19 protein-coding genes are annotated in these 13,862 nt (G+C 57.3%); 14 read left to right on the forward strand and 5 right to left on the reverse strand.

The window, feature by feature from the left end; all coding sequences use genetic code 11:
• The 3 genes from QZ534_RS00005 to QZ534_RS00015 all read left to right on the forward strand — a co-directional run.
• Nucleotides 1-506, forward strand: a 506-nt coding sequence (locus QZ534_RS00005) for a hypothetical protein (RefSeq protein ID WP_296929741.1), incomplete at its 5' end; no start/stop codon positions are given.
• 79 nt (nt 507-585) lie between these two features.
• Entirely contained in the window at nt 586-1,047 is a 462-nt protein-coding gene (locus QZ534_RS00010; RefSeq protein ID WP_296929744.1) for a hypothetical protein, read from the forward strand.
• Nucleotides 1,041-2,639, forward strand: a complete 1,599-nt coding sequence (locus QZ534_RS00015; RefSeq protein WP_296929747.1) for a DEAD/DEAH box helicase — start codon at nt 1,041-1,043, stop codon at nt 2,637-2,639. The genes QZ534_RS00010 and QZ534_RS00015 overlap by 7 nt, the downstream gene beginning before the upstream one ends.
• 57 nt (nt 2,640-2,696) lie before the next feature.
• Here QZ534_RS00015 and QZ534_RS00020 read toward each other — a convergent pair whose 3' ends face one another.
• Nucleotides 2,697-3,104, reverse strand: coding sequence for a hypothetical protein (locus QZ534_RS00020; protein WP_296929749.1), 408 nt, complete (start codon nt 3,102-3,104; stop codon nt 2,697-2,699).
• Between the two features lie 150 nt (nt 3,105-3,254).
• Here QZ534_RS00020 and QZ534_RS00025 point away from each other — a divergent pair, with 150 nt between their 5' ends.
• The 6 genes from QZ534_RS00025 (at nt 3,255) to QZ534_RS00050 (ending at nt 7,877) form a co-directional block, all read left to right on the forward strand.
• Nucleotides 3,255-4,037, forward strand: coding sequence for a helix-turn-helix domain-containing protein (locus QZ534_RS00025; protein ID WP_296929752.1), 783 nt, complete (start codon nt 3,255-3,257; stop codon nt 4,035-4,037).
• 73 nt (nt 4,038-4,110) lie between these two features.
• Complete coding sequence (locus QZ534_RS00030; protein ID WP_296929755.1) at nt 4,111-4,593, forward strand: peptidylprolyl isomerase; 483 nt, start codon at nt 4,111-4,113, stop codon at nt 4,591-4,593.
• Between the two features lie 172 nt (nt 4,594-4,765).
• Nucleotides 4,766-5,755: an aldo/keto reductase gene (locus tag QZ534_RS00035; RefSeq protein WP_296929758.1), complete on the forward strand. Its 990-nt coding sequence runs from the start codon at nt 4,766-4,768 to the stop codon at nt 5,753-5,755.
• A gap of 197 nt (nt 5,756-5,952) precedes the next feature.
• Nucleotides 5,953-6,867 carry a DUF4124 domain-containing protein gene (locus QZ534_RS00040; RefSeq protein WP_296929760.1) on the forward strand — a complete coding sequence of 305 codons (915 nt, stop codon included), beginning with the start codon at nt 5,953-5,955 and terminating at the stop codon, nt 6,865-6,867.
• Nucleotides 6,868-7,002: 135 nt separating this feature from the next.
• A complete protein-coding gene (locus QZ534_RS00045) occupies nt 7,003-7,383 on the forward strand; it encodes a DUF6152 family protein (RefSeq protein WP_296929764.1) in 381 nt (126 codons plus the stop codon).
• An 8-nt stretch (nt 7,384-7,391) separates the two neighbouring features.
• Nucleotides 7,392-7,877: a DUF6644 family protein gene (locus tag QZ534_RS00050; RefSeq protein WP_296929767.1), complete on the forward strand. Its 486-nt coding sequence runs from the start codon at nt 7,392-7,394 to the stop codon at nt 7,875-7,877.
• On the opposite strand, the gene QZ534_RS00055 is transcribed toward QZ534_RS00050, so the two are convergent.
• Nucleotides 7,860-8,453, reverse strand: a complete 594-nt coding sequence (locus QZ534_RS00055) for a CoA pyrophosphatase (RefSeq protein WP_296929770.1) — start codon at nt 8,451-8,453, stop codon at nt 7,860-7,862. The genes QZ534_RS00050 and QZ534_RS00055 overlap by 18 nt on opposite strands.
• An 83-nt stretch (nt 8,454-8,536) precedes the next feature.
• Between QZ534_RS00055 and QZ534_RS00060 the strand changes: the two genes are divergently transcribed.
• Nucleotides 8,537-8,839: a hypothetical protein gene (locus QZ534_RS00060; RefSeq protein WP_296929773.1), complete on the forward strand. Its 303-nt coding sequence runs from the start codon at nt 8,537-8,539 to the stop codon at nt 8,837-8,839.
• A 50-nt stretch (nt 8,840-8,889) separates the two neighbouring features.
• Nucleotides 8,890-9,354, forward strand: a complete 465-nt coding sequence (locus QZ534_RS00065) for an AtaL-like protein (RefSeq protein ID WP_296929775.1) — start codon at nt 8,890-8,892, stop codon at nt 9,352-9,354.
• An 8-nt stretch (nt 9,355-9,362) separates the two neighbouring features.
• On the opposite strand, the gene QZ534_RS00070 is transcribed toward QZ534_RS00065, so the two are convergent.
• Both QZ534_RS00070 and QZ534_RS00075 read right to left on the reverse strand, forming a co-directional pair.
• Nucleotides 9,363-9,653 (reverse strand): DUF3175 domain-containing protein, encoded by a 291-nt coding sequence (locus QZ534_RS00070; protein WP_296929778.1) that lies wholly within the window; start codon nt 9,651-9,653, stop codon nt 9,363-9,365.
• Nucleotides 9,654-9,665: 12 nt separating this feature from the next.
• On the reverse strand, nt 9,666-9,869 hold the full coding sequence (locus QZ534_RS00075; RefSeq protein WP_296929781.1) for a hypothetical protein: 204 nt from the start codon (nt 9,867-9,869) through the stop codon (nt 9,666-9,668).
• 166 nt (nt 9,870-10,035) lie between these two features.
• Between QZ534_RS00075 and QZ534_RS00080 the strand changes: the two genes are divergently transcribed.
• Complete coding sequence (locus QZ534_RS00080; RefSeq protein WP_296929783.1) at nt 10,036-10,200, forward strand: hypothetical protein; 165 nt, start codon at nt 10,036-10,038, stop codon at nt 10,198-10,200.
• A gap of 159 nt (nt 10,201-10,359) precedes the next feature.
• Here the strand turns inward: QZ534_RS00080 and QZ534_RS00085 are convergent, their stop codons facing one another.
• The gene (locus tag QZ534_RS00085; protein ID WP_296929785.1) at nt 10,360-10,785 is read right to left on the reverse strand and encodes an OsmC family protein; all 426 of its coding nucleotides are present in this window, start codon (nt 10,783-10,785) and stop codon (nt 10,360-10,362) included.
• A gap of 207 nt (nt 10,786-10,992) precedes the next feature.
• Between QZ534_RS00085 and QZ534_RS00090 the strand changes: the two genes are divergently transcribed.
• On the forward strand, nt 10,993-12,669 hold the full coding sequence (locus tag QZ534_RS00090) for a chloride channel protein (RefSeq protein ID WP_296929787.1): 1,677 nt from the start codon (nt 10,993-10,995) through the stop codon (nt 12,667-12,669).
• Complete coding sequence (locus QZ534_RS00095; RefSeq protein WP_296929789.1) at nt 12,656-13,858, forward strand: extracellular solute-binding protein; 1,203 nt, start codon at nt 12,656-12,658, stop codon at nt 13,856-13,858. Before QZ534_RS00090 ends, QZ534_RS00095 begins: the two co-directional genes overlap by 14 nt.
• Nucleotides 13,859-13,862: the final 4 nt, after the last annotated feature.

Genomic DNA, 13,862 nt, shown 5'->3' on the forward strand with positions numbered 1-13,862 from the left:
CCGCCCTGGCCTGGGAGCGGGCCCGCGCGATCGACGACCTCCACGCCGACAGCCCCGACCCCTTCGCCGGAGTTCCCGAGGCCGCCGCCGGAATGCTGGAGGCCTGGTCGGCCCGCGATCCCGAGGCCGCCCTCGCCTTCCTCGCCGACGACGCGCGGGACCGGGTCGCACCCGGCCACTGGTCGGCGGTGCTGGAATCCCTCGCGGCCTTCGATCCGGTCCGCAGCCTCGAGCTCGCCACCGCCGCCGATTCCGAAGGCGGCACCCTGCGACTCAGCGTCCTCGGGCACATCCGCCGGGCGGGCGACGTGTCCCCGGCCTGGCCGCTGTTTGCCGACCTGCCATCGCCGCTGACGGGGGAAGCCCGCCACGCCGAACTCACCCGGGTGGTTTCCCTCCTCGGCGGCGACGCCGACGAGGAGGCCCGCTGGATCGTCTGGCTGGAGTCGGACGACCCCTTCGCTGCGCCGCCGATCGCCCTGCCGGACCCCTGCCTCGCCCGTTGAGCGGGACGGGAGCGACGCCACGCCCGCGCTTGCCCCCGCCGGCATCTCCGCCCACGCTGCGGCCGCGTCCAAACTCTCCATGAAGCCCCAGTTCGCCATCGCTTCCGTCGTCGTTGCCGTGCTCGCCACCGTGGTGGTCGAGGAGACCCGCATCGCCAAGCTGCGCGACGAGCTCAACCGGCTCAAGGCGATCCCCGCCGACACCCCGCCGATCGTCCCCGTGGCGGACGATCCCGGAGAGCCAGGAGTGCCCGACCAACCGGCCGACGGCACCCTCGAGCCCCCGGACTCCGGGGAAACGACCGTCACTCCCGCGGCCTCACCCGTCGGCTTCCGCGCGGTTCCCGAGGACTACCCCGAGCCCGCGCCCGAGCGGGTCAAGGCCCTCGCCCTCAGCCCCTACGCGCTGCTCCACCTCGAACTCGGCCTCAACCCGCGGGAGTGCGCCTACCTCGACGACCTGCTCGAGCAGCGCGCCCGGAGCCTGCAACAGCTCGCCGGCCGCTGGCTCGCCTTGCCCGGCGCAGGATTCTGGTGCTGACCCATGTGAAAGAGCTGGTTGAGCAGAATCACGCCAAGTACGAGAGTTACGGGTTAGCGGGCGGCATATTCTCCGCCGGGCTGAAGCGCAAGGAAAACCATCATCAGGTAACCTTTGCCAGCGTCCAGTCGGTCTCGGCCAATCTGGATCAGTTCCGGGATGAGTACTCGCTGGTGATCATTGATGAGTGCCATCGGGTAAGCGGGGATGACACCAGTCAGTATCAACGAATCATCGAGCTGTTGCGCGAGCAGAATGATTCCCTGAAAGTACTCGGGCTGACGGCCACGCCATATCGTCTGGCCATGGGCTGGATCTATCGCTATCACTACCGGGGCTTTGTTCGGGGTGAGGATGATAAGCCCTTTCAGCACTGCATTTATGAGCTGCCGTTGAGTTATATGATCAGTCGCGGCTATCTCACCAAGCCCGAACTCGTGAACGCCGCGGTCGCGCAATACGATTTCTCGGCGCTACCCCAGGACCGTTTTGGCGAATACGCGGAAAACGACGTAAACCAGCTCCTGAGCAAACACAAACGTGTGACCCGGTCGATCATTGAGCAGGTTGTGGAGTTGGCTGCTGAGCGTCAGGGGGTGATGATCTTTGCGGCCACCGTGGACCATGCACGGGAAGTCACGGACTATTTGCCAGAACATGAAACCGCCCTGATAACCGGCGCGACCGATCAAAAGGATCGGGACTTGCTGATTCAGCGCTTCAAGCAGCGGCAGCTGAAGTATCTGGTGAACGTCTCCGTGCTTACCACGGGCTTTGATGCGCCCCATGTGGACTTCATCGCCATTCTTCGGCCCACGCAGTCAGTCAGCCTGTATCAGCAGATCGTAGGCCGCGGTTTGCGGCTGGATGAGGGAAAGCAGGAGTGCCTGGTTATCGATTACGCCGGCAATCATGTGAACCTGCACCACCCGGAAGTTGGAGAGCCGAAACCGAATCCAGATAGCGAACCGGTTCAGGTGTTCTGCCCCGGCTGTGGGTTTGCCAATATCTTCTGGGGCAAAACCGACGGTGACGCCCGTGTGATCGAGCACTACGGACGCCGATGCCAGGGACTGCTGGAGCCTTCAGAAGGGAAAGAGCCTTCGGAGTACAAAGAGCGCCCGCAGCAGTGTGACTACCGTTTCCGCTTCAAGGAGTGCCCGCACTGCGGGGCAGAGAATGATATCGCGGCCCGCAACTGTCATGAGTGCCACAAAGCCATCATCGACCCGGATGATCAGCTCCGGGATGCGCTGAAGCTCAAGGATGCCATGGTAATCCGCTGCGCCGGGATATCGCTGGTTGCGGAGGGCAGCAAGTTGAGAGTCACCTATCACGGTGAAGATGGGGAAGAACTTAACGAGCTGTTCGACCTGGGCAGGCCGGGCCAGCGCAGTGTTTTCAACAGAATATTTGGCCGCCGCTTTGCGAATGGCCAGGCTCCGAAAGCATTTAACTCAGCGGATGAGGTGCTTGAATTGCAGGCCCTGTTGCCGGCACCGGATTTTGTGATTGCACGTAAGGAGAAGCATTATTGGCGGGTGCAGGACCGGGTTTTTGATTACCAGGGCAGTTTTCGGAAGGCGTTTTGAAGACCCAGATTGGGTAAGAAATTACCCAATCCGGGTAGCATTTGGGGGGATGACCTATCATCCGAACGCTGGCTGTTCTGGTTTGCTGCTGGCAACCCGCTTCATCCACGCCATGTCCAGCGGAACCAGCACATTCAGCGCGAAGAGCACCCAGCCCAAAGGTTGCAGGCTCGCGGCAAACCATATCATCAGGCCAAGGGCCATCAGGCTCCAGGTGACATCGACCACAATCATCAGCTTGAGGAACTTCTCCTGCCACTGTTCCTTGCTCGCGATAGCGGCCATATCCACACACCACAGCAGCATCACGATGCCCACTACCATGTAGAAGGTGGCGCCGGGTCCTCCCGCCCACTGGGCAATCGGTTCAGCGGCCAGAATCAAAGCCAGCGCCAGGGGTGTGGAAAGGAAAACATCGCTCAAGAGTATTTGCTTGACACTGAATCGACGAATCAGGTTTTTCATAGGATCACCTCAATCGGGTTTCGCAATGGGTTGGACTACACTGCAAAGCTTCTACCCGGCCGGTGATAGTCTCAATTACCTGTGAGGTAATGGTTCCGCCTACCCTCGGCTAAGATAATGCCTGAACACTCGGAATTTACGGGAAACCCAATGAGCGCCTTCGGTACGCTATTCAGAGAAATGCGGCAGGGCAAACGCCTGAGCCAGATGGATTTTGCCCTTGGGTGTGAGGTGTCGCCCAAACACATCAGCTTTCTGGAAACCGGCCGCAGCAAGCCCAGCAAAGGCATGGTTCTGCATTTAGCACAGATGCTGCAGGCGGATCTGGCCGGAACCAATCGGCTCTTGTCGGCGGCGGGATACAGCCAGGTTTATTCCGACCAGGATCTGAACGCGCCTGGTATGGCCGTGATCAGGGAGGCGCTTGGGCACCTGTTGCAGGGACACCTGCCTTACCCGGCTGTGGTGTTCGACCATGAGTATTATCTGGTAATGGCCAACCAGGCCATGCAGGCGATGATGGCGAAGATGATGGAGCTGGGAGCCCAATTTCCGGCACGGCCGAACTTCTTGCTGTCGCTGCTGAATGAGCACAGTATGAAACCCTTCGTGGGTGACTGGGAGAATATTGCCTGCCACATGCTGCAACGTGTCTACCATGAGCACCTTGCCGGCCCCTTCCGGGATCAGCCCAACCGATTGCTTGAGCACGCTTTGACCGTACCCGGCGTTCCTCAGAACTGGAAAAGCCACGTGGTGGAGCACCTGGACTACCCGGCGATTCCTTTCACACTGAATCTTGGGGATCAGCAGCTCAGGATCTTTTCCACCATCGCAACCATCGGCACGCCGTTGGACGTGACCGCCCAGAATCTGCGCATTGAGCATTTCTTTCCGATGGATGACGCCAGCAAGGCGTATTGGCAGGGATAAAACCAATTTCCGCTCTGAAGTCACATCCGCTGCCGGTTACAATGGCGTATCTTTAAACGTAAAAGAGAGCCTTATGCCAATCGAAAAGAATCAGGTGGTTTTGTTCCACTACAGCGTGCGTGACGAACAAGACAACGTTGTTGAAGACTCCCATGGCGGCGAGCCTAATGCCTACCTGCATGGCTATGGCGGCATTATCAAGGGCCTGGAAGAAGCCCTGGAAGGTCGCGATGCTGGCGATACGTTCAGCGTTACCGTTACTCCGGATAAAGCCTACGGGCCCCGCAAGCCCGATGCCATCCAGCGGGTGCCGATCAAGCATTTGATGGGAGCCAAACGCTGGAAGGCGGGTATGGTTGCCCAGGTTCAGACGGAGCATGGTCCGCGCCATGTGGTGGTTGCCAAGGTGGGCCACAAGTTTGCCGATGTTGATACCAACCATCCGATGGCAGGCAGAACCCTGACCTTTGATATTGAAGTGATTGACGTGCGCGCCGCTACTTCGGAAGAGCTGGCCCATGGTCACGCACATGGCCCCGGTGGGCACCATCACTAAGCATTCCAGATGTTCTGGAAGTGGATATTACCGGGCCACGCTTATTGCCTGCTCCATGAGACAAAACCCTCGTCGGGGTTGAATTCATCCGCTGCCCCACGCATGTTTGTGGTACGAAGCATTCACAGTGCCGCATTTTCCCAGAATGTTTTTCAAGGCAACGGGAGGAAGCATGGAAAAGCGAACGTTCGGAAACACAGACATTCAGGTCACACCCGTTGGGCTCGGTACCTGGGCCATCGGTGGCTGGATGTGGGGAGGAACGGACGAAGCCCAGTCCATTGATACTATCCATCGGGCTATTGATAAAGGTATTGGCCTGGTCGACACGGCTCCGGTATACGGCTTTGGGCGCTCCGAGGAAATCGTGGGCAAGGCCCTCGCCGATGGCCGGCGAGACGAGGTGGCGCTGGCTACCAAGGTGGCTCTGAACTGGAACGATGATCACGATAAGGTCTGGCGGGATGCCACTGCCGCACGCATTGAGCGGGAAGTTGAAGACTCCCTGAAACGCCTTCAGACGGACCGGATCGATATTTACCAGGTTCACTGGCCGGACCCAGAAACGCCGATGGAGGAAACCGCCCGGGCCCTGGAAAAGCTCTACCAGGCTGGGAAGATCCGTGCCGTGGGGGTCAGTAACTTCACCCCCGAGCAGATGGACGAACTGCAGAAGAGCGTGCCTCTGCACAGCTTGCAGCCTCCGTATAATCTGTTTGAACGGGAGATAGAAAAAGACATCCTGCCGTACTGCCGGGAACATGGCATTGCCACCATCACCTACGGCGGTCTTTGCCGTGGCCTGTTGACTGGAAAAATGCGGGAAGATACCCAGTTCACCGGCGATGATCTTCGCAAGAACGATCCCAAGTTCCAGGGTGATCGCTATCGCCAGTACCTGAACGCGGTAGCCGAACTGGACAGGTTTGCCCGAGAGCGGTACCAGAAAAATGTTCTGGCTCTGGCTCTTCGCTGGTTGGTGGATCAACCTGGCGTCACAACAGCCCTGTGGGGTGCGAGAAGACCGGAACAGCTCGACCCGGTTGACGAAATCGACGGCTGGTCTCTCGACAAGGAGGCAATGGCCGAAATCGATGACATTCTGGATCGGTGCATAACGGACCCCGTTGGGCCCGAGTTCATGGCGCCGCCGACCCGTTAAATCTCCCCAAAAAACCGGGTTCTTTGCAGTGACCAATGGACAGAGTGCAGGGAGCCCGGTAAGCCTGTCACACGAAGCGACCATGCGTGTTGGCATACCCTGCTTTTCGCTGTACCTTTTTCGCTACCACAACTATCTCTCATCTCTCGGTCGGGTAAGGCGCAGTGTTCAAAAGGTTAAGGAAAGCCGTGCATCCAGTGGTGGTTTTAACGCTGTTTCTGATGGCTGCATGCCCGGTTTCCGCGAAGATCTATAAATGGGTGGATGAAAACGGTCAGGTACATTTTGGCGACCGGCAGGATCACCGGGTCGCGCAGGAAGTGGTCAATATTAAGCCGGGCGACTCGGATTGGTCGCGTTTTGAGATCGATATCGAAACGGTTGATGTTTTACTGACTTTCGAGGAACGCCGGCAGATCGTTGAAGGCGTGAACAACGTCTATGAGTTTTTTGATCGGGTGATGTCCTTTGATATGCACAGGACAGTGCCAGTCAACATTCTGATCCTCAAGGACAGCGCCGCATACGCGAACTACCTTATCCGCAGGAACCGGGGTATGTCGGTCGCATCCTATGGTCTTTATATACCGTCCGAAAATCAGATCGTCGTCTATGTGCGGAAAAACAGAAGTCTCACCTTCCAGACTATCAAACACGAAGTGAGTCATGCGGTGATTGATACCATCATTCCTTATGCGCCGGCATGGCTGAACGAAGGTCTGGCCGAGCAGATGGAGACAATCGAGCGTGATGAGTCGGGTTTGTACTTCGAGCGCCACCATGAGAACCGGTGGGTTGTCGATCAGGCTCGTGAGCAAGGCCGTCTGGCGGGTATTGACCAACTATTGAAGTTGCCAAGCAATAAGTGGCGTCACTCAGACCTGTCGGGGCGCGGAAGCTTGAGGGCCCAGTCCGGTCAGTTCGTGTATTTCCTGCTATCCAATCCAACCCGCCGAAACTTTGTGGTGCGGCTGATGCACAATTTTAACCGGGGGGATCGAACCCTCTCGTATTATCTGGTGGATGATAATTACATTGGCGGTATCACCATGCTGGCTCTGGACTGGCGGCGGTGGCTGCATGATCAGGGGGCGGGCGTCATCCGGCTTTAGCGGTCTTTTGCCGTTCGGGCACCAATTTCGGGCTTGCCTGTCCTAGTCTGGTGTAATCGCCGATGCGTAAGTGTCTCTGGGGTCTGAGCAAACGTGCGTCGTTACCCCGACAAAATTGCGAAAGGAGGATCGGATATGCCTCAGCTTCGTTTTACCTATCTCGTTTGTTTTGCTGTTCTTGCTGCTTTTCTCGCCGCCTCTGCTGCACAGGCCCACCACGGCTGGGCGTGGGCCACAGACGAGGAATTTGAAATTACTGGAGTCATTCAGTCAGTACGCCTTGGCAATCCCCATGGCGAGGTAACTTTAAGGGTGAATGGCGAGGATTGGGTTGTGGAGGTCGGCCAGCCCTGGCGCAACGACCGCGTTGGGCTCACCAAGGAAATGTTGAGCCAGGGCCGGGAATTGACCGTGCATGGCCACCGCTCCGCCAAAGAGGGCGAACGATTGGTGAAGGCTGAACGGGTTGTGATCGACGGAAAAGATTACGATCTGTACCCCGGCCGGGCTTCCTGAACCCAGGGATGATTGAGCAAGCGCTGGTCTCCGTCGAAAATCTGGCCTTGGTCTCAGCCCTGCGCAATTCCACGTTCATGTACCCGCTGGTAAACGCCGGGCACATTCTCGGGATTTCCTTACTGGTGGGAAGCATCGTGCCGCTGGATTTGCGCCTGCTGGGGTTTTGGCGGGCCTATCCGGTGATGGTGTTTGTCGACGTGCTCCGCGTTACAGCCGCGATTGGCCTGGCGCTGGCGGTTGTTTGTGGGGCGCTATTGTTCGCCACCGCGGCCGCAGACTACGCCAGATCTCCGCTGTTCCAGGCGAAAATGGGGCTTGTCGTGTTGGGCGTGTTGAACGCGTTCACTCTGGGGCGGATGATGAAACGCCAGAATATACGAAGCCTCCCGATGGAGTCTTCCATGCCTCTGGCCCTCAGGGCAGGGGGGTTGCTTTCCTTGGGTGTCTGGATCAGCGTACTGATTCTCGGCAGGTTACTGGGGTATTTCTGACCTTGCGTTGATACTCGTCGCCAGCAACTCCTGCAACATGCTGTAGCTCAGCCCCCAAATGCAGGCATCCTGATAGCGGCAACAGGGCATGTTCAGGGTGCCGAGAGGTGTGCGCCAGGGAAGCCGCCCCTGGTTTTCGCCGGCAGCGAGGTAGTCCATGGGTACCCAGACGACCCGCTCGACTTCATGGTTGGGCGAGACCAACTTTGATCCCCGCCACTCGAACACGTAGGGGGTAACCACCATCGGGCGCCAGCGATTGTGATGTCGGGTGATCAGATCTGATAGCCGGGTCTGAAAGCGGCCGTGGCGCCTCAGATCCATGCCGGTTTCTTCCAGCGTTTCCCGCTCTGCGGCAGCACGGGTAGAGTCATCTTCCGGTTGCAGGCGGCCGCCTGGAAAAGCCATGTCGCCAGACCAGGGGTCGCCCTCCCGACGGGCCCGCTGGATAAAGAGCAACTCCTTGCCGCCGCTATCTGCTGTTCGGAAGATAAGGGCGACGGAAGCTCGGGCGAATCGACGCCGAAACGGTATTTTATGAGGGCGCAAATGGCTTGCCCAGGACTTCGAGGTCACGAAAGTCTATCCTCTGGTAATGTCAGGTTGTAGTTAAACACATCCTGCACAGGCTAGACGCAATATTAAGACGGGAGAGTGTAATGCAGTTTGTGATCGGTGGAATCTTCGTTCTTATAGTCGCGTTTCTGGTCTGGCGAAGTAAAAACAATGTTGACCCTGTAGAACAGGCCTGTGCTTCGGAAATAGGCGCACTGTTCAAATCAAACCGGGATCCGGCGCCGCAGGCCATCGCAGATATTTTTGTGAAGCATAAGATTCCCCGTTCGCAATGCCCCAGCGTGGGCCGAATGGTGATTGCGCAATTGAACAAGAACGGGCTGGAACCAGACGATTCCAGGATTGCGATGATCAAGGTCAGGGAAGCTTATACGCGGGTTCCGTAGTAGTGAAAGGGCTGGCACAGTGGCGTGTAAAGCACCCAGCAGGAGGCCAGATGACGTTTGAGCATATCATTCAGATAAACGACCTGACTGAGCCAGAGCTACCGGTTCTGACCCGATTCCAGGTGTGGGAGGGACTGGTGCTCAGGGCCCGGCGCCCGGACAAGTTCCTCGTTGGTGTGGATGATTATGAGATTCTGGACCAGGGGCCGGCTTACCTGAAGCGTAGCCTTCAACTGCCGGGGCTGCAGGTGGTCGATGAGGTCACCTTCTGGCATGAAGCCAGGATAGAGTACCGGACTCAGCCAACGGCGACCCTTCCTTCTGCAACACTCGTTATGGATATTGAAGAGCCTGAGCCGGCATCACTGTTTGTCCGTTTCCGGTATGAAACAGCGAGCATCGAAAACCGCGGTGATTCGATGCCCTATGACCAGTATCTTGAACAGGCCTATGTAGCCACAGACATTGAGACGATTCAGATTATTCGGCAGTTGGCGGAGACAGGGGTGTTCTGACCTTGACGTTAGGGGTTTTTGCGAGTCTTTCCGAACAGAGCTCGCAATTCATCCTTGGCGGCCTCCAGCCGGTCTTTTTGCTCGGCTGAGAGTTGTTTTCCCGCACGATTGATGTAGAAGGTCAGCATGGACATGGCAGACCGGTAGGGATCCGATTTTCGTCGGTTACTGTCTTCAGCAGACTTCTTCAGTGACATAGCGATTTCTTTCGGGTCTTCGAGCGAGAATACGCCACTCTCGAGGTCCAAAGCGTCGCTGGATTCAGTTACCTTTTGCGACCAATTGTCAGATCTAGCCATGATTCGCCTCCATCAGAGCTCGACAAACCGCGGCACAACCATCAGCCCCACACCTACGGCAACCATCTCCCAGACGCTGCTGGCCAAATAGGGATAAAGGATCATGGCAATGCCGCAGTATCGGGTGACCATATTTTTCGTGCGCCTCCCGTACATGAAATACCCGAAACCGATGCAGCCGAACAGCAGTGCCAGGAAGATGTCGGCTGTTTCCATACAGTAAAGTCCTTCAGTAGATTTGGTTGCATGGAATGATACTAGCGCAGGCGGAATCAACGCGCTTGCCACAGGTGATCTTAAGGAACCGAACAAATTTTCGCCATTTCAGGTACGATAGAGGGCCGATGTCGGTAATCAAGCCGACTCTAATCTGGATATCATCATGAGCAAGAAGCCCGAAAAAGTGACATTAACGTCCGCAATGATTGAAGAGCAGACCGCTGCCTTTTTGAAGTCAGGTGGGTCTGTTGAGTTTGTGGGCAAGGGGAAAAGTGGGCAGGCTGCCTATCAGAGTTCGAAGCAGATCAACCTGAAAAGTGGCAAATGAGTTTGATCCCAAGCGGCCGTGGTAAATCGGTTTTTCGAGTTGATTCGGATAATAGCCATGGCGATGGGGAAACGGCTGCTTCTTTTGCAGGGTAAAGCAACATTTCCCCATGGCTAGGCCCGAACGAAACTTCTGTGATCCGCTCAAGAAAAGTACCGGCTAGTTCTCCAGATGAATGTCCATGGTGATGTCTGATTTCAAGGCTTTTGACACCGGGCAGTTCATCTTGGCGGTATTAGCTGCCTCAAGAAATTTCGATTGGTCAATTCCTGGAATCTTGGCCGTCACGTCAAAATGGATGGCCGAGATTTCGAAACCGCCGCTTTCCTCACTCAGGGTTACACTGGCCTTGGTGTCAATGCTGTCAGGCACATGATCGGATTCACCCAGCACCATCGACAGCGCCATGGAAAAACAGCCGGCATGGGCCGCCCCAAGAAGTTCTTCCGGGTTGGTTCCAGTGCCATCCTCGAAACGTGTCTTGAATGAATACTGCTGTTCCGAAAGCACTCCACTCTCTGTTGAAACCGTACCTTTACCGTCTTTCAGACTGCCTTCCCAATGCGCGCTTGCGTTGCGTTTCATAACGCCTCCTTTTGTTCAAGATACAATGAATTGGAGCCTTTACACCTTGCGCTATAGGAAGTGCTGAGGTTGAAGCTTGAGATTTCAAGGGCATTGAGCGGACCATTGGCGCTGACATTTGAGTAGATTGCCAATTACACCTTTACTTGTCTTATGGACAGTAAAGGTGTTGCGCAGATTTTTTATCAGATCAGCACCGTGACTCTGGTGGCCATTGTAGTTGGCGGTGCGGCTTCGCTGGCGGCGATCGGCTTTGTTGATGCCGTGCATTATTTGAATGAACGGCTTCTGATCTCCCCCTACGCCCGCGTGCTGGCGGAAGACCGGCCAACGCTGGTGGCGGCTGCAACGCTCCTTGTGCCTGCCGCCGGTGGGTTGGTTGTTGGCTTGCTGGTTCATTTTCTGGTGCGGGAGAAGCGTGGCCTGGCACCGCCGGATGCGATACTGGCGGCACAGACTAGCGGTGCTGCACCGGGATTCAGAAGTGGCCTGGTTTCTACTCTGGCGGCCCTGGTTTCTCTGGGCAGTGGGGCATCGGTCGGCCAGTACGGTCCTCTGGTGTACCTGGGTGCGATGTTCGGTAATCTGGCCGGGCAATTACGACTGAACCTCCGTCATCAGCGCTCCATTGCAATCGCCTGCGGGGTTGCGGCGGCAATTTCGACTGCTTTCAACGCCCCCATTGCGGGGCTGGTGTTCGCCCATGAGGTGATTCTCCGCCATTACTCACTCCGTGCCTTTGCACCGGTTACCGTCGCAGCGGCTACTGGGTACGTTGTTGCCAATGTGATCTTCGATCGCCCAGCCCTGTTCCTGGTGAATTTCGATCGCGTGGAGCACAGCTACGAGTTTGTTTTCTTTGCTCTGGAAGGCGTGTTTTGTGCCGGGCTGGCCTGGGTGTTCATGCGTCTGCTCCGGGCGAGCGCGAGCATCTCGCGGCACTACATAGGAGTGCCCTGGGCGCGCCCCGCTGTCGCCGGCCTTCTGTTGGGCATGGTTGCCCTGTGGATACCGGAGGTGCTGGGGATTGGCCAGGAAACCCTTCGGTTTGCCACCATCGAAGGCGCCTTTGGTATTGGCGAACTGGGACTGATCATCATGGCCAAGCTAGTGGTGACTGCTCTTTGCATCGGTTTTGGTTTTATCGGTGGCGTGTTCAGCCCCGCGTTGTTGATCGGCATTCTGTTCGGCGCGTTCTACGGGCTGGCACTGCCTTACCTGGTGCCGGTGCCACACTCCGGCCTCGTCGTTTATGCCATATGCGGCATGATGGCGTTAGCCAGCTCTGTGATAGGGGCGCCATTGACCACCATTCTGATCGTATTCGAGCTGACCCGAAGTTACGACCTGACCATCGCTGCCATGGTCTCGGTGGTCTTCGCCAATCTTATCTCCTACCGGGTGATCGGGCGCTCGCTGTTCGACCTGCAGCTTCGCGCCCGGGGATTTGATCTGTCACTGGGGCGGGATAAGGCCATTTTGCAAACCCACCGGATCAGGGATTACTTGTCTTCCGAATACACGACCGCGCTCGATCAGAACACCGTGGGGGAGGTTTGTCAGCGTCTGGTGAGAGAGGGCCGTGCCGAAGCCATGGTAGTCGACGGGCAGGGAAGGCTGCTTGGCGTCATCCGGCTGCAGGGGGTTGTGAACAGCGCGGCGAAAACACCAGCGACGGAGGCAATGATTCGCTCGTTTACCCGTTTTGATGAAGAAACCTCCGTGTGGAAGTCCATGGAGCTGCTGAGAGGCTTTCTGGGTGAGGCTGTTCCGTTGGTGAGTCGCAAGGGTGAACTGTTGGGCGTTGTTCCTGAGGAAGCCGTTATACGGGCCTACCTGGAAATCGTGCACGATCTGCGGGAGGAAGAAAATGAAGCGGCGTAGCCCGATGTCTCTGTTTCTCATCGTGGCTAGTATTCTGTCGGCCCCGGCTGTATTGCAGGCCCAAAGCGAGCAGGAGGGGCCAGAGGCGCTGACTGTGGCAACCTGGGGCGGTTCTTATGAGAGAAGCCAGCGCCGGGCCTACTTTGATCCGTATACTGAAGCCACCGGGATTCCGATCGAAACCGTGCATTACGACGGCGGCATAGAGGTCCTTCGGGAGCATCTTGCCAGTGGCGAGGTGGAATGGGATATCGTCGACATGATCCAGTCCGATGCCAGCGCAGCGTGCGAAGCGGGGCTGCTGGCACCCATCGATGCGAACATTCTTGAGCCGGCACCGGACGGCACTCCGCCGGAGGAGGACTTCATGGATGGCGCAATCCATCGCTGCTTTGTCACCCAGATCGTGTTCTCCACCGTTATCGCCTTCGATGACAGGGCCTTTCCCGGTGTGAAGCCAGACAGTGTGGAAGATTTTTTCGATCTGGAAACCTTTCCGGGCAAACGGGCGTTGCGTAAATCACCGGTTGGCTTACTTGAATGGGCACTGTTGTCACTATCGGTGCCTCGCGAGCAACTCTACGATTTGCTCAGTACACGACGGGGGCTTGAGCTGGCCGCCCGAAGGTTGGACGAGATACGGGATTCCATCATCTGGTGGACCCGCGGGCAGGAACCGGTGGACTTACTGACCAGTGGTCAGGCGACCATGGCGACTGGCTATAACGGCCGCTTCTTTCATGCCCGGGCCATGGAAAACGCGCCCATTTCAGTGATCTGGGATGGCCAACTGATCGGGTTCAACAGCTGGACCATTGTTCGTGAGACGCACCAGGCGGAACAGGCTGCGGACTTCATTGCGTTCGCCACCCGGGCGGAAAACATGGCGGCGCAGGCCAGCCTGATCAGTTACGGCCCGGCCAGGAAGTCTGCTCAGAAAAGGGTAGGCCTGCACACCGATGCGGGGGTGCCCATGCGACCTTATATGCCAACGGCTCCTTCCCATATGGACAACGCGGTTATCCGGGATCACCACTGGGTATTCCCAGACCGTGGATCTCCGGGAGGAGTGGTTTCGGGAGTGGCTGGCGGAATAGTTGTATCCGTTGCCTCCCGGTATCGCTGTTTCTATAATCCGGGGGCGGTCCGCTGCCTGATTGCCGTTTGGCGATCGGAACAACTCCAATAAGAAG

Origin of the sequence: uncultured Marinobacter sp., assembly GCF_913055835.1 — a bacterium.
Classification (GTDB): Bacteria; Pseudomonadota; Gammaproteobacteria; order Pseudomonadales; family Oleiphilaceae; genus Marinobacter.

Excerpts from the sequence above, each read along its gene's own strand:
- QZ534_RS00010 (WP_296929744.1), top strand. The coding sequence starts at position 586 with ATGAAGCCCCAGTTCGCCATCGCTTCCGTCGTCGTTGCCGTGCTCGCC.
- QZ534_RS00065 (WP_296929775.1), top strand. The coding sequence starts at position 8,890 with ATGACGTTTGAGCATATCATTCAGATAAACGACCTGACTGAGCCAGAG.
- QZ534_RS00075 (WP_296929781.1), bottom strand. The coding sequence starts at position 9,869 with ATGGAAACAGCCGACATCTTCCTGGCACTGCTGTTCGGCTGCATCGGT.
- QZ534_RS00025 (WP_296929752.1), top strand. The coding sequence starts at position 3,255 with ATGAGCGCCTTCGGTACGCTATTCAGAGAAATGCGGCAGGGCAAACGC.
- QZ534_RS00045 (WP_296929764.1), top strand. The coding sequence starts at position 7,003 with ATGCCTCAGCTTCGTTTTACCTATCTCGTTTGTTTTGCTGTTCTTGCT.
- QZ534_RS00080 (WP_296929783.1), top strand. The coding sequence starts at position 10,036 with ATGAGCAAGAAGCCCGAAAAAGTGACATTAACGTCCGCAATGATTGAA.
- QZ534_RS00070 (WP_296929778.1), bottom strand. The coding sequence starts at position 9,653 with ATGGCTAGATCTGACAATTGGTCGCAAAAGGTAACTGAATCCAGCGAC.
- QZ534_RS00030 (WP_296929755.1), top strand. The coding sequence starts at position 4,111 with ATGCCAATCGAAAAGAATCAGGTGGTTTTGTTCCACTACAGCGTGCGT.
- QZ534_RS00060 (WP_296929773.1), top strand. The coding sequence starts at position 8,537 with ATGCAGTTTGTGATCGGTGGAATCTTCGTTCTTATAGTCGCGTTTCTG.
- QZ534_RS00050 (WP_296929767.1), top strand. The coding sequence starts at position 7,392 with ATGATTGAGCAAGCGCTGGTCTCCGTCGAAAATCTGGCCTTGGTCTCA.
- QZ534_RS00085 (WP_296929785.1), bottom strand. The coding sequence starts at position 10,785 with ATGAAACGCAACGCAAGCGCGCATTGGGAAGGCAGTCTGAAAGACGGT.
- QZ534_RS00035 (WP_296929758.1), top strand. The coding sequence starts at position 4,766 with ATGGAAAAGCGAACGTTCGGAAACACAGACATTCAGGTCACACCCGTT.
- QZ534_RS00020 (WP_296929749.1), bottom strand. The coding sequence starts at position 3,104 with ATGAAAAACCTGATTCGTCGATTCAGTGTCAAGCAAATACTCTTGAGC.
- QZ534_RS00095 (WP_296929789.1), top strand. The coding sequence starts at position 12,656 with ATGAAGCGGCGTAGCCCGATGTCTCTGTTTCTCATCGTGGCTAGTATT.